Source organism: Streptomyces sp. CB01881, from assembly GCF_002953255.1.
GTDB lineage: Bacteria > Actinomycetota > Actinomycetes > Streptomycetales > Streptomycetaceae > Kitasatospora.
Window position 1 is genome coordinate 903,412 of sequence record NZ_CP026498.1, and the last position, 14,711, is coordinate 918,122.

The window sequence follows — 14,711 nt, forward strand, 5'->3', positions numbered from 1 at the left end:
CGGGGTGACAGTGCGCTCGTGCGGTGCGTGGTCCTTGCCGCGGGCGCGCCATCACCGGAGGCCGGGCCCGCCATCACCGGAGGCACTGCACCAGGAGGCCGTCGTGCAGGTTCCCGCGTCATTCGAGTACCGGCGGGCGCAGAGCGTGGACGACGCTCTCGCACTGCTGGAGCGATTCGGTGAGGAGGCCAGGATCATCGCCGGCGGGCACAGTCTGCTGCCGATGATGAAGCTGCGCCTGGCCCGTCCGGGGCTCCTGGTCGACATCAACGACCTCGACGAACTGGACTACGTGCGGCAGGAGGGCGCGGAACTGTGCATCGGCGCGCTCACCCGCCACCGCGGCCTGCTGGAGTCCGAGCTCGTCGGCCGGCTCTTCCCGATCTTCCACGACGCCGAACGGGTGATCGCCGACCCGCCGGTCCGCAACCGGGGCACCATCGGCGGCTCGCTCTGCCAGGCCGACCCGGCGGAGGACCTGTCCGCGGTGTGCGCGGCCGTCCGGGCGGTGGCGGTGGTGCTCGGCCACGGCGGGCGGCGCTCGGTGCCGATGGCGGACTTCTACCAAGGGCCGTACGAGACGGACGTGGGGCTCGGCGAGATGCTGGTCGAGATCCGCGTGCCGATCCTGCCGAACGCCGGCAGCGCCTACGAGAAGGTGGAGCGCAAGACCGGGGACTGGGCCATCGCGGCAGCCGGCGCCGCCCTGTCGCTGGCGGAGGGGCGGATCGGGACGGCCGGCGTCGGGCTCGCGGCGGTCGGCGTGTCGGCCGTCGGCTACCGGCGCGCCGAGGAGAGCCTGGTCGGCCGCGAGCCGTCCGAGGAGGCGTTCGCCGAGGCCGGCCGGATCGCCGCCGAGGACTGCGATCCGGTCACCGACACCCGCGGGACCGCCGCCTACAAGCGGCACCTGGCCGGCGAGCTCACCGAACGCGCGCTTCGCCGCGCCGCCGAACGGGCCCGGCAGGCCGCGACCACGGCCTGAACGGACGGAAAGGACGCTCGCGATGCAGGTCACCATCAATGTGAACGGCGAGGACCGCACGGCCGAGGTAGAGGCCCGGCACCTGCTGGTCCGCTTCCTTCGCGACGACCTGGGCCTCACCGGCACCCACTGGGGCTGCGACACCAGTAACTGCGGTACCTGCGTCGTACTGTTCGACGGCGAGCCGGTCAAGAGCTGCACGATGCTGGCGGCCATGGCGGCCGGACACCGGGTGCGCACCGTGGAGAGCCTGGAGACCGCGGACGGCCTCGACCCGGTCCAGCAGGGGTTCATCGAGCAGCACGGGTTGCAGTGCGGATTCTGCACGCCGGGCATGATGATGACCGCCCGCGCGCTCCTGGACCGCAATCCGGACCCCACCGACCAGGAGATCCGCGAGGCGATCTCCGGCCAACTGTGCCGCTGCACCGGCTACTTGAACATCGTCCGCGCGGTCCGGTGGGCCGCGCACCACCCGACGGAGGCCGCCGTCGCCGCCGATGCGATCGCGGGGAGCACGCCATGACCGCCGTTCAGGAGACCGGGTCGGCACCCGCAGAGGAGCGCCCGATCGGCTACGGGCGGCTGAAGCGCAAGGAGGACCCGCGGTTCGTCCGCGGCAAGGGACACTACGTGGACGACGTGCAGCTGCCCGGCATGCTGCACGGCGCCGTGCTGCGCAGCCCGCTGGCGCACGCCCGGATCGTGTCCGTCGACACCTCGGCGGCCGAGTCGCACCCCAAGGTCCGGGCGGTGATCACCGGTGCCACCCTGGAGGGGCTGGGCCTGGCCTGGATGCCCACCCTGTCGATGGACACCCAGGCGGTGCTGGCCACCGACAAGGTGCGCTTCCAGGGTCAGGAGGTGGCGTTCGTCGTCGCCGACGACCACTACGCGGCACGCGACGCCATCGAGCTGATCGACGTCGAGTACGAGCCGCTGCCCCCGGTGGTCGACGCGCGGCACGCGCTGGACGCCGACACGCCGGTGATCCGGGACGACCAGGAGGGCCGTACCGACAACCGCATCTTCGACTGGGAGGCGGGCGACAAGGCGGCCACCGACGAGGTGTTCGCGCGCGCCGAGCTGGTCGTCGCCCAGAACATGCTCTACCCGCGCGTGCACCCGGCCCCGCTGGAGACCTGCGGCTGCGTGGCCGACATGGACCCGGTCGACGGCAAACTCACCCTCTGGTCCACCACCCAGGCGCCGCACGCCCACCGCACCCTGTACGCGATGGTCGCCGGGCTGCCCGAGCACAAGATCCGGGTGATCTCCCCGGACATCGGCGGCGGCTTCGGCAACAAGGTCCCCATCTACCCCGGCTACGTGTGCGCGGTCGTGGGCTCGATCCTCACCAAGAAGCCGGTCAAGTGGGTCGAGGACCGCTCCGAGAACCTGATGAGCACCGGCTTCGCCCGCGACTACCACATGCACGGCGAGATCGCGGCGACCCACGAGGGCCGGATCCTCGCCGTCCGGGTCAAGGTGATCGCCGACCACGGCGCGTTCAACGGGACGGCCCAGCCCAGCAAGTTCCCGGCCGGCTTCTTCCACGTCTTCACCGGCTCGTACGACATCGAGGCCGCCCACTGCGCCGTCACCGGCGTCTACACCAACAAGGCGCCCGGCGGCGTCGCCTACGCCTGCTCGTTCCGGGTCACCGAGGCGGCGTTCCTGATCGAGCGGCTGGTGGACTGCCTGGCGGACGAACTGCACACCGACCCGGCCCAGTTGCGGATGAAGAACCTGATCCGGCCCGAGCAGTTCCCGTACCCGAGCAAGACCGGCTGGGAGTACGACTCGGGCGACTACCCGGCCACCCTGCGCAAAACGCTGGATCTGGCCGGCTACGACGCGCTGCGCCGCGAGCAGGCCGAGCGCCGGGCGCGCGGCGAGCTGATGGGCATCGGGCTGTCGTTCTTCACCGAGACGGTCGGCGCCGGGCCCCGCAGGCACATGGACATCCTCGGCCTCGGGATGGCCGACGGCTGCGAGCTGCGGGTGCACCCGACCGGCAAGGCGGTGGTGCGGCTCAGCGTCCAGAGCCAGGGCCAGGGGCACGAGACGACGTTCGCCCAGATCGTCGCCGAGGAGCTCGGCATCCCGCCGGAGGACATCGAGGTGGTGCACGGCGACACCGACCAGACGCCGTTCGGACTCGGCACCTACGGCAGCCGCTCGACTCCGGTCTCGGGCGCCGCGGCGGCGGTGGTGGCCCGCAAGGTCCGCGACAAGGCACGGATCATCGCCGGCGCCATGATGGAGGTCTCCCCCGAAGACCTGGAGTGGGAGAAGGGCCGCTGGTTCGTCAGGGGCGACCCGACGGCCGCGAAGACGATCCAGGAGATCGCGCTTGCCGCGCACGGCGTGCTGGAACTGCCCGAGGGCGTGGAGGGCCATCTGGAGGCCACCACGGTCTACAACCCGCCCAACCTCACCTTCCCGTACGGCGCTTACCTCTGCGTGGTGGACGTCGACCCGGGCACCGGCGTGGTGAAGGTGCGCCGCTTCGTCGCGGTCGACGACTGCGGCACCCGGATCAACCCGATGATCATCGAAGGGCAGGTGCACGGCGGCCTCGCCGACGGCGTCGGCATGGCGCTGAGCGAGATCATCAGCTTCGACGAGGACGGCAACTGCCTGTCCGGCTCCTTCATGGACTACCTCGTGCCGACCGCACTGGAAGTGCCGGCCTGGGAGCTCGGCTACACCGTCACACCGTCCCCGCACCACCCGATCGGAGCCAAGGGCGTCGGCGAGTCCGCGACGGTCGGCTCGCCCGCAGCGGTCGTCAACGCGGTGATGGACGCCATCGGCGTCCGGCACGCGGACATGCCGCTGACCCCCGGGCGGGTGTGGCTGGCGATGCACGGAGGTGTGGAGGCGCCGCAGTGAGCGAGCGAAGCGAGGTCGCTGATCACAAGGCGCGTGTGCGCGAAGCGCCTGCCGAGTTCCACGAGGCGGCCGCATGAGTGCCGGCCTGGCTGTCGAGCAGCGAATGGCCGAGCTGGCGCGCAGTCAGGTGCCGTTCGTCAAGGCCACTGTGGTGCGCGCGCTGCACCCGACCAGCGCGCAGCCGGGAGACACCGCGCTGGTCCTGGAGGACGGCCGGATCGAGGGTTTCGTCGGCGGGGTCTGCGCTGAGGCGACCGTCCGCGTGCAGGCGCTGCGGCTGCTGCGCACCGGCGAGTCACTGCTGCTGCGGATCTCGCCCGGCGCTCCCGCGCAGCCGCAGGAGGAAGGCGAGGCGGGCACCCTGCTGGTCGCCAACCCGTGCCTGTCCGGCGGCGAGTTGGAGATCTTCCTGGAGCCGCTGCGGCCCGACCCGGTGGTGCTCGTGCTCGGCGACACCCCCATCGGCCGGAGCCTGGTCGCACTCGGCGCCGGGCTCGAGTACGACATCCGGACCGCCGCCGAGGAGGTCACCGCGGAGGAACTCGCCGACGTGGCGGCCGTGGTGATCGCCTCCCACGGACGGCAGGAGGAGGGGTTGCTGACCCGTGCCGCGCGGGCCGGGGTGCCGTACGTCGCGCTGGTCGCGAGCCGCCGTCGCGGCGCCACCGTGCTCGGCGGTCTCGACCTCACCTCCGAGCAGCGGGACCGGATCCACACGCCGGCCGGGCTGTGGATCGGCGCCCGCACGCCCGGCGAGATCGCCGTATCGATCCTGGCCGAGCTGGTGGCCTCGCGGCACGCCCTGTCGGTACACACCGAGGAGGCGGCCGCCGAGACCGCGCCGCCGTCCGCCGAACCGCAGACCGCGCTCGACCCGGTCTGCGGCATGACCGTCGCCGTCGTCGCCGACACCCCGTACTCGGACGCCCGCGGGCACCGGCACTGGTTCTGCTCGACCGGCTGCCGCGACCGCTTCGAGGCCGGGACCGCCCAGCCCGCGGAGGCGCTGTGACCGAGGCCGCCACACCCGCGACGGCCGAGTCGGCCCGGGCGGCAGTCGCGCGGGCCGTACCGGACCCACCGACCCTGCACGCCTCGCTGGACTCCCTCGGCTACCTCGCCGACCCGGGCCTGACCACCGCGCTCTACCTCGCGTTGCGCCTGCCCCAGCCGTTGCTGCTGGAGGGCGAACCCGGTGTCGGCAAGACCGAGGCCGCCCGTGCCCTGGCCGGCGTCCTCGGCAGCCCGCTGATCCGGCTGCAGTGCTACGACGGACTCGACGCCGCCGAGGCGCTGTACGAGTGGAACTATCCGCGCCAGCTGCTGAGCATCCGGCTCGCCGAGAGCCAGGGCGTGACACTGGACGAGGCCGACCTCTTCACCGACGCCTTCCTGCTGCGCCGCCCGGTACTCGCCGCGCTGACCCACCCGGGCCCCACGCCCGCGGTGCTGCTGATCGACGAGATCGACCGCGCCGACGACGACTTCGAGGCCTTCCTCCTGGAGGTGCTGGCCGAGGCCAGTGTCACCATCCCGGAACTGGGCACCGTGCGTGCCATCGTCACACCGGTCGTCGTACTCACCTCCAACCGCACCCGCGACCTGCACGACGCCCTCAAAAGGCGTTGCCTCTACCACTGGATCGACTACCCCGACACCGAACGGGTCGTCGAGATCGTGCGCCGCCGCGTCCCCGGGACCACGCCCTCGCTCGCGGCCGACGTGGCAGCGTCGGTACACCGGATGCGGACCCTGGAGGTCCAGAAACCGCCCGGCATCGCCGAGAGCATCGACTGGGTCGGCGCGCTCACCCTGCTCGGCGTGGAGCGGCTCGACGACGCCGCCGCCGACCGGACCCTCGGGGTCCTCCTCAAGTACCGGGAGGACGTCGACCTGGTACGCGACCGCGGGCTCGCCTGGCTGGTCGGCAGACCCGAGAACTGATCCCCATGGCCGCACCGCCCGCCGGACTCCCGCCCTTCGACCGGCCCGCCTTCGCTGCCCGCTTCGGCGCCGCGCTGCACCGGGCGGGTGTCCCGGTCACGCCCGAGCGTTCGGGCCGCTTCCTGGACGTACTGCACCTGCTACCGCCCGTGGACCGGCCGACGCTGTACTGGGCGGCCCGGCTGGCCTTCGTCACGGCCCATGAACAGATCGAGCCGTTCAACCGCGTCTTCGCCGCACTCTTCGGCGGACAGGCGGACCCCGCCGACAACAGGGGGTCCCCCGACAACCCGCCGCTCCCGGGCCTCGAACCCGGACCCGGCGCACCCCCGGCCGCCTTCCCGACACCGCCACGCCCCGCGGCCGGGCCCCTGCCGAGTGGGGCGCTCCACCGGGACGCCGCCGGCGGAGCGCGCGACCGGCCCACCCGCACCGGCGCGGAGCGGTTGGTCGGCAGCACCGCCGAAGCACTCGCGCAGCAGGACTTCGGCACCTTCGGACCTGGCGAACTGGCCCAGCTGGACCGCCTGTTGGAGAACCTCGCGATCAGCCTCCCGCTGCGCCGCACCCGCCGCCGGGAGGCCGACCCGCAGGGGCGCCACATCGACCTCCGCCGGAGCCTGCGGCGCAGCCTGCGAACCGGCGGGGAGACCGTCCGGTTGGCACGGTCGCACGGCCGGCTGCGCCGCCGACCGCTGGTGCTGCTGTGCGACATCTCCGGCTCCATGGAGCCGTACACCCGCGTCTACGTGCGGTTCTTCTCGCGGCTGTGCGCACGGGCGGGGTCCGGGGTGGCCGCAGAGATCTTCGTCTTCGCCACCCGGCTGACCCGCCTGACGCCGGTGCTGCGGCACACGGCTCCGGATGCCGCGCTGCGCCGGGCGAGCCGGGCCGCCCCCGACTGGTCCGGCGGCACGCTGATCGGGCGGGCGCTCGCGGAGTTCAACGACCGCTTCGGACGGCGCGGCATGGCCCGGGGAGCGGTGGTAGTGATCTTCTCCGACGGCTGGGAGGGCGAGGACCCGTCAGCCGTCGGCCGGGAGACGGCCCGGCTCCGCCGACTCGCCCATCGCGTCGTCTGGGTCAACCCCCGTAAGGCTGCGCCCGGTTACGCCCCGCTCGCCGCCGGGATCGCGGCAGCGCTCCCGCACTGCGACGCCTTCGTGAGCGGGCACAGCCTCGCGGCGATGGCGGACGTTTTCGACGCCATCGCCGACCGCGAGCCATCAACGGCGAACAGAACGGCGCGAACCCCGTAGGGGCGTTCCTGGTGCGCGCTTCCTCAACCGCCGATGAACAACCCTGACAACCACGCCGACCATCGGCCGACGGCGATCTCAGCGCCTGTCGCAAGGCCGTCGTTCGTGACGGTCGACCCGTGCGACCACGGCGGCGGACGGCCGAAGCCCCGCCGACTGTTCCCGCTCAGCTGGGACACCGACCGCATCAACCACGTCGGCGGAGGTCCGGCCCTCCGCCTCACCGGCGACAGCGGCAAAGCCCTTGTCCACGCCGGCAGGATCTACGGCAGTCGCCCACTACGGCTGGAGGGCAGGACGGTGGAGCGCTGCACCAACAGGATCCGGTCGGGGCAAGGCCAGGCCACGCGCCGAGACGAGATGCCCGACAGCACATGGCGGGGCTCACCTACCCGGATCGATCACCTGGATGCGCAGCCTCCATCCCTTCAGGTGATCACGGCGCCGAACAGGCGATTCGGCGTGGCCGCGAAGGCCCGCCGCCGCACGCGTACGGTGGATGTACGGCCGGACGGGCAGCCGGTGGCAGGCACTGCCGGCTGCCGCCGCGGGTGACCGCGCGTCGCCATGCGGTGTTCTGCTCCCCTACAGGAGGGAAAGGCCATGCCCGAGCACAGGATCGGCACGCAGGAGGAGTTCGAGGCGGCCCGAGAGGAGCTGCTTGCGGAGGAGAAGAAGCTCACCCGCCGAAGTGACGAGCTCGCGCGGAAGCGGCGGGAGCTTCCCTGGGTGCCGGTCGGGAAGGACTACGGCTTCGAGACCGAGGGCGGCACCAAGTCGCTCGCGGACCTCTTCGGCGGGCGCTCGCAGCTGCTTGTCTACCACTTCATGTTCGGCCCGCCGTACGAGGCCGGATGCCCGGTCTGCTCCTCGATCGCGGACACCCTCAACCCCAACGCGGTCCACCTGAAAGCCCGCGACGTGACGCTGATCTGCTCCTCGCGGGCGCCGATCGACAAGCTCCTCGCCTACCGGGAACGGATGGGCTGGACCTTCGACTGGATCTCCACCGCCGGCAGCGACTTCCACCGCGACCTCGGCTTCCAGTACACCGAAGAGGAGCTGGAGCCGTTCCTCCAGGGTGACATCCCTCCGACCGTCCGGCAGATGGCGGAGGCCTGCGGCACCGACGTGCCCGGCTACGTCACCGAGGGGCCCGGGCTGAGCGCCTACGCGCTCTCGGACGGCACCGTCTACCGGACGTACGTCACCACTGCGCGCGGCCTTGAGCCTGCCATGGCCTACTACGGCCTCCTCGACCGGACGCCGATGGGCCGGCACGAGGAGGGCGAGGAGACCCACTGGCTGCGCCGCCACGACGAGTACGGCAAGAGCTGAGGATTCGACCGACTCGGGCCGATCCCGCGTTGTGATGGTCCGCCCCTGCACCAGGCGACGCCGACAGCGCGCCAAGGATCGGACCAGTGACCGGTCTCAACGGCACCGGCCGCTACATCCGGATGTACGGCACCGCCCGCGGCACCGGCTTCGGCTACTCCCTCTGGTCCTTCGAGGTCTACAGCTTCTGACCGACTGAACGCACGGCTCCACGGCAGACGCTCCGCCTCGCCGCAGCACCGGGCACAGCATCCCGGATTCGAGGCACTCGCGCAGGCTCCCCGATCCCGCGCCGTCACGAACCGGACGTCCAACGACTCCGCCCGGGCTCCGCGCCCGTCACACCCTGACGGGCGCGGAGCCGTACGGGAATCCGGTCCACAGTGTGGCCGCGCTCTCCAGCGGGAAGTCCGAACCGACCTGCCGGGTGGTCGTTCGGTGCGGCCGAAATCTCCGTCTACTCTCCTGCCGCGACGGCAGATTCCGACCCGAACACGTGCGTTGTTCGTGCCCCGCCCCCGATCGGAGGGCGGGCACGAACAACGCACGGGATACGCTTGCGGTTATCCGAGGCCGCGGGCGTCCTGCTTCAGTGCGGTGTCCACGGTCAGCGCGGTCGCCACGACGAGGCTGAGCAGCGGGTCGGCGAGCACTTTCGGCGGCGATCGCGCTTCTCCGGGATCGTGCAGTCGCAAGGCCGACCGCCCCCTCCCGCCCGGCCCACAGCTGAACCACTGGCAGTGGGCTGCGGACTCGTCGAACACCCTGCCTCGTGCTCACCATCCGGGGCGACGCAATCGCTGCGGGCCGCCGCGTCAGGACGCCAACTACACATCTCCGCAGCTTCGGTGTTCGGCGATCAGGTCCCGATACCAGTCGTACGAGGCCTTCGGGGTGCGCTTCTGCGTCTCGAAGTCGACGTGGACGAGGCCGAAGCGCTGGTGGTAGCCCTCGGCCCGTCGAACAGGCTGTCATCTATCCGTGGCGGTGGTTTGCCAGGTCGTCGAGGAGGAGGTCGGCGACCACCTCCTCGACGACTGCGGTGCGCAGTTCGGCCATGGAGTCGACGAGCGCCTGGTCCCAAGGGGCGGCCGTGAGGCGGCCGGGATCGGGGCCCGAGGGAACCCGGGGCGCGGCGGTGCGATAGTCGTCGGATGCCATGCGCCAGGGGACGGCTCCGGTCTTGGCGAGGACGTGGGCCGCGATGCGGATGCCCTCGCCGTCGAAGTCGCCGTGGTAGTGCAAAGAAGCTCCGTTGTCGGCGAGTCGACGCAGCAGGTGGATCACGGCGGTGTTGGGCCAGCCGGAGGTGCAGACGAGCGGCGGGCAGTGGTGACCGAAGCGGCGTAGGGCCAGTGCGAGCACGCTGGGGTTCTCGGTGATGTGCACCGGCCCTGCGGGGCCGGTGAAGTCGCCGGGTGTGCGGAGTTGGGCGAGGGTGAGGCTGACGGGGTGACCGGCTTCGGCGCAGATGCGGGAGACCCTGGCGACCGGGCCGTCGCCGTCGAGGCGCAGACCGGCGGCGAGCACGGTGGAGGAGAGCTGGTCGTCGGCCACGCCGGCCCGGCTCCAGAGTGCGCGTCGCCCCTCGGCGACGTCAGGCAGGTCGGTGCCGTAGAGCACCGCCAGGGCGCGCAGGACGAGGGAGGACAGTCTGGTCCCGTCGTCGAGGGCGTGGGAGTCACCGTCGAGGAGGCGGGCGGCGAGGACCGGGAGTGGCTCGCCGCCGGCCGGGAGTGCGGCGAGGACGGTCAGCGCGGCGGTCAGCAGGCTCCGGGTCCGGTCGGGTGAGCCGTCGACGAGGCCGTTGGTCCGTAGGTGGCCGACCCACTCCAGGAGGACGGGCTGGGCGGTGACCACGTCGTGGCCGGCCAGCCACCCCCAGAGCGCTTCGCGTCGGCCGGCCGCGAGTTCACGCTCGGCGGCCCGGTCGCGGATCGGGCCGAGGATCGCGGTGACCACATCCCGGACGGGCCGGCCGCAGGCGTCCAGTACGGCGCCGTCGAGTCCGGCGAGGGGGATCGTCGGTTCGGCGCCGGGGAGCCGGTCGAGTCCGAGGAGGTCCGCCAACGCCTCCCGGCCGGCGTCGTCGAGCGGACCGGACCGCACCCGGGTGACGGGGCGGCCGCTCGACAGCCGGTCGTGGACGGCTGACCAGAGGGGCCGGAGTTCGGGAAGGTCAAGAGGGTGGCGGTCCGTCATGCCGTCTCGTCAGGGTCGGCTTCGTCGGGCAGCAGGTCGGTGCCCGTCCAGGTGAAGCGGGCGCTGGTGACGGCATCGTCGCCGTCACCGCCGGTGATCAGCTGGTGAACGGCGATGCCGGAGAGCTCCCGGTAGGTGCACCACTCGTGGTCGGAGGTGAGCACCAGGTCGAGGTCGAGCGCCGCGAGGAGGCCGAAGACCTGCCCGCGGTTGACGGTGTCGACGCCGACGAAGACCTCGTCGAGCAGGATCAGTCGCGGCGACTCCGGCACCGCCTCGTAGTGGGCCGCCACCGCAGCGAAGAGCGGCAGGTGGAGGGCAATGGCCTTCTCGCCGCCCGAGAGCGCGCCGTGGAGCTTCTTGGTGAGCAGTTGCCATCCGGAGCCGTTGGCGCGGTCCAGCTTGACGACGAACTGGTGCCAGGCCGTGTAGTCGAGGACGTCGGCGAGCTGCTCCTCCCATGTGGACGCGGTGTTACGGGACTTGGCCTCCTCGATGCGGCCCCGGAAGAAGGCGTGCAGGGCCTCGCGGTCGGCTTCGGTGATCCGGGCCGGGTCCTTGAGCAGCAGTTCACGGGCCGTCCGGGTGCCGGCGGGCAGGTCGGGGTGGATCTGCCACACCAGACGGACGGCCACCCGTGAGGCGGTGCGGACCCGTTCGAGGTGGCCGTTCATCCGCTCGACGAGTTCCCCGGCCTGACGGATGCGGGAGGCCAGGTGGCGGCGGGTGTCGCCGGTGAGGGTCCGATCGAAGAGGCTGCGTTCGGCGGCGGTGATGTCGTCCTGGCTTCGGTCACGGTCGCCGGTGAGGAGAGCGAGGAGGCTGGTCGCGCCGACGCGGATGCCGTCGATGGTGGCGGTGAGGACGTGGATGTCCTCTTCGGCTTCGAGTTCGAGGTCGGCACGACTGCTGAGGCTCTGGCGGGCGCGGTGGACGGCCTCGGAGAGGCGGTTCAGGGAGTCGCCGAGGTTCCTGGCGCCGTGCGGCAGGTTGGGCCACGTGGCAGCGGTCTCGCGCGCCGCTTCGAGGGTGGCCCGCGTGCCGTCCAGGGAGGTGAGGATGAGGCCGAGGCCCGCGTCGTCGGGAAATCCGAGGACGCAGAGGCGGCGGAAGCCGTGGGCGGCCTCGTTGCGGGCCGCCACGGCGTCGTCGCGTCGGGCCGCGTCCTGGGCCATGGTCGCGCTCAGCGAGCCGATCCGGCCTTCCAGAGTGAGAAGTGCCTGGGTACCGGTGTCGATCTCACGGCGGATCCGGTCGAGCGAGTTCCGGAAGTCGCTGATGCGGACGGCCACTTGGCGGTAGTCCTCGCCGACGGTGCTCTCGACGGCCTGGAGCGCGGACCGGAGCCCGCGCGCTGCGGCCTCGGCATCCTCGGCCTCGTTCAGGCTCTCGGCTGCCGCGCCTCGGGACACCTCGGCATGGCTGCGGGCGGTGTCCCAGGCGTGCTGGGCGCCCGTCCAGGCGAGGTGGGCGTCGAGCCAGACGTCGGCCTGTTCGCGCAGTGCGTCGGCCGCCCCGGCAGCCGTGTCCAGGGCAGCGCGCTCCGTCGGCAGGGCGTGCTCGGCCGAGGCGACGGCGAGCGCACGCAGCGCGTCCGCGACCGCGTCCTCCTGCCGCGCCAGGCGTTCGACGGCCTCGCGGACGGCGTCCTCGCGGGCACCCACCTCGGACTCGGCCCGCTCCCAGTCGCGCTTGGCCTGTGCCACCTCCCGGTGGTGCGGCCGGGAGCGGAGGTCGGCACCGAGGCGCGTCCGGCGGTCGGCGAGAGCGCGCAGCCGCCCCTCGAAACCATTGACGGTGGTGTCGGCCCCGGCCAGTTCGGCGGTGAGCTCCGCGATCCGCCGCTGCCTCGCACGTTCCCGGGCTGCGGCGCCGATGTGGCTGGACTCCTCCTTGCTCCAAGAGCCGACCGCCGTCGCCAGCCGCCAGCTTCCGTCGGCCGCCACGGCGGCCGGGTGGCCTGCGGGGAGTGTGGCACCGTAGGCGATGCCGGCCAGCAGCCGCTGTACCTGGCCGGGCGGCACCGGGCCGTCAGGTTCCGGAGCGAGAACGTCGAGCAGCGAGGGGCCCGGTGCGGCCACCACCGATGCCGGGTCGGCGAGGGTGTCGTGGCCGGCAACGACGAGGCTGCCGTCGGGGGTCATCCAGGCGTCCAGCAGGCCGCCGGCTTCCAGGGCGGCTTCGACGCCCGCCTGGTCGGCAGGCGGTACGTCCGGCCGGAATGCCAGCAGGCGCCACAGCGGCGCTCCCGGCAGGACCGAACGGTCGGCCGTACGGGTGCGTGGTGGGACCGGCGGGAGATCGGCCGCGGCCGCGGTGCGTTCCAGTTCCCCGACGACCCGGTCGCGCCGGGCACGGGCGTCGTCCCGGCCGGCGCGGGCGATCGTCTCGTCCGCGGTGATGGAGCTCTCCGCCACCCGGGCAGAGGCCTCGACCAGCGCGAGCACGTCGGTCTCGACGGCGGCACGGGACGCGAGTTCCTCGGCATCGTCGATGGACAGCTCGGTGCAGTCGGCAGTAGCCCACCGGCGCAGCAGCTCGGCGTGGGCCCCGACGGCGGTCTCGTAGGCGTGGGCGTTCCCCTCGCGCCGCGCGGTCGCGTCGGCCAACCGTTCGCGCGCCGAGTCGAGGTGCTGCTCCGCCGTCGCCCGGTCCGCGACGGAACGCTCATGACGCTCGACGGCGGCGCGGACCTCGGCGATCCGGCCGTGCCGCGAGACGACCGCACCGCGCAACAGGCGACGGGCCTTGCGCCCCTGCTCCTCAGTGTCCCCGGACCGACCCGGTGCGGTGCCGAGCAGCGACTGCACCTCGGTGCAGACGGACTCCATGGCGGCTCGCCGTGCCGCGGCCAGCGTCTCCTCCCGGGCGGCTCGGGTGCGTTCGGCCCGCTGCTCGGAGCGCAGCCGCGCATCGTCGGCGCGCTCGGCGTCCTCGGTGGCTGCGTGGACCTTCCTGCCGGCGGCGGCGCGGACACGGGCGGCGGTCAGGGCGGCCTGGTCGGCCCTGCTGCGGAGCTGGTCGAGTTCCTGCCCCTGCCGGTAGACCTCGGAGCCGAGCAGTCCCTCGATGGCGCCGTCGATCTCCTGACGCCGGTGTTCCAGCTCCTCCTGTGCTCCCCTGCTCTCCTCGCGCCGGCGCAGGGCCTCGGTGTGCGCCTCCTCGCTCTCCCTGGCGATGCGGGCGAGGTTGTCCATCTCGGTCGTCGCGGAGATGAGCGCCGCCGCCCCGGCGCGCAGGACACGCTGCGCGTAGCCGCGTTGCTGGTTCGCCACGGCGGTGGCCGCGGCCACCTCCTCGTCCAGGGTCTTCAGGTGCTCGCGCTGGCGGTCGAGGCGTTCGAAGCCCTCGGCCAGTTCGGTGATCTCACCCTGGCCGAGCGGGGGCAGGGCCCGTGACAGCAGGGAGGACAGCAGCGAGGGATCCAGGCGCTCGGACAGCTTGGGGGTGCGGAGCTGGAGCAGTGCGGTGATCAGGGCGTCGTAGCGTTGCTCGCTCAGCCCGGGGAAGAGCGTGCTCCGGACCGTGGTGCGGTAGTCGGCCGGTGATCCGTGCAGCTCGCCCCGGCCTTGCAGGGCTTCGGCCAGGGCGGCGCGGGTGAGCGGCTGACCCGCGTCGTTGACCAGGGCGAGACCGCCGGGGCGGTCGATCCGTGCGCCGGTGGTGAAGTAGTCGACCGTGACGTTGGTGGTGTGCACGCTGGCCTGGAGCCTGGCGCCGCAGGTGAACCGGACGGGACCGCCGTCGTCGCGGACGAACTCCAGCCACACGTACCCGACACGGGTCTTGCCCGAGGTGCCCTCGCCCATCAGGTTCCAGTGCATGGTGCGCTCGGAGCCGCCGAAGGTGGACAGCCGGTTGGGGCGCAGGCTGGCGTCGAGCAGGAACGGCAGCAGCACCTCCAGCGCCTTGGACTTGCCGGTGCCGTTCTGCCCCCGCAGGAGCAGTCGGCCCTCGTGGAAGGTGAAGGTCTCGTCGTAGTAGCGCCAGACGTTCAGGATGCCGGCCCTGGAGGGCCGCCATCGCACTGCTGCGGCCACCGTCGGGAACGCGGAGCGCTGCGGGAGCTGTGTCACGGTCATCGG

9 protein-coding genes and 2 pseudogenes are annotated in these 14,711 nt (G+C 72.5%); 7 read left to right on the top strand and 4 right to left on the bottom strand.

The window, feature by feature from the left end:
- The first annotated feature begins 103 nt into the window (after positions 1–103).
- The 7 genes from C2142_RS04155 to C2142_RS04185 all read left to right on the top strand — a co-directional run bounded on the left by C2142_RS04155 (position 104) and on the right by C2142_RS04185 (position 8,424).
- Positions 104–985 carry a xanthine dehydrogenase family protein subunit M gene (locus C2142_RS04155; protein ID WP_148641136.1) on the top strand — a complete coding sequence of 294 codons (882 nt, stop codon included), beginning with the start codon at positions 104–106 and terminating at the stop codon, positions 983–985.
- Between the two features lie 22 nt (positions 986–1,007).
- Complete coding sequence (locus tag C2142_RS04160; protein ID WP_148641137.1) at positions 1,008–1,511, top strand: (2Fe-2S)-binding protein; 504 nt, start codon at positions 1,008–1,010, stop codon at positions 1,509–1,511.
- Positions 1,508–3,883, top strand: coding sequence for an aerobic carbon-monoxide dehydrogenase large subunit (locus C2142_RS04165; protein WP_148641138.1), 2,376 nt, complete (start codon positions 1,508–1,510; stop codon positions 3,881–3,883). Before C2142_RS04160 ends, C2142_RS04165 begins: the two co-directional genes overlap by 4 nt.
- 73 nt (positions 3,884–3,956) lie before the next feature.
- The gene (locus C2142_RS04170; RefSeq protein ID WP_148641139.1) at positions 3,957–4,895 is read left to right on the top strand and encodes an XdhC family protein; all 939 of its coding nucleotides are present in this window, start codon (positions 3,957–3,959) and stop codon (positions 4,893–4,895) included.
- Between the two features lie 74 nt (positions 4,896–4,969).
- Positions 4,970–5,827, top strand: a complete 858-nt coding sequence (locus tag C2142_RS04175; protein WP_148642172.1) for a MoxR family ATPase — start codon at positions 4,970–4,972, stop codon at positions 5,825–5,827.
- 5 nt (positions 5,828–5,832) lie between these two features.
- Complete coding sequence (locus tag C2142_RS04180; RefSeq protein ID WP_148641140.1) at positions 5,833–7,086, top strand: VWA domain-containing protein; 1,254 nt, start codon at positions 5,833–5,835, stop codon at positions 7,084–7,086.
- A gap of 603 nt (positions 7,087–7,689) precedes the next feature.
- A complete protein-coding gene (locus C2142_RS04185) occupies positions 7,690–8,424 on the top strand; it encodes a DUF899 domain-containing protein (RefSeq protein WP_148641141.1) in 735 nt (244 codons plus the stop codon).
- Positions 8,425–8,987: 563 nt separating this feature from the next.
- Here C2142_RS04185 and C2142_RS04190 read toward each other — a convergent pair.
- The 4 genes and pseudogenes from C2142_RS04190 to C2142_RS04205 form a co-directional block, all read right to left on the bottom strand.
- Positions 8,988–9,074: pseudogene (locus C2142_RS04190) on the bottom strand (scramblase); the annotation flags it as partial.
- A 177-nt stretch (positions 9,075–9,251) separates the two neighbouring features.
- Positions 9,252–9,330: pseudogene (locus tag C2142_RS39270) on the bottom strand (hypothetical protein); the annotation flags it as partial.
- A 69-nt stretch (positions 9,331–9,399) separates the two neighbouring features.
- Complete coding sequence (locus C2142_RS04200; RefSeq protein WP_148641142.1) at positions 9,400–10,626, bottom strand: TIGR02679 family protein; 1,227 nt, start codon at positions 10,624–10,626, stop codon at positions 9,400–9,402.
- The gene (locus C2142_RS04205; RefSeq protein WP_148641143.1) at positions 10,623–14,708 is read right to left on the bottom strand and encodes a TIGR02680 family protein; all 4,086 of its coding nucleotides are present in this window, start codon (positions 14,706–14,708) and stop codon (positions 10,623–10,625) included. The genes C2142_RS04200 and C2142_RS04205 overlap by 4 nt, the downstream gene beginning before the upstream one ends.
- Between the last annotated feature and the right edge of the window lie 3 nt (positions 14,709–14,711).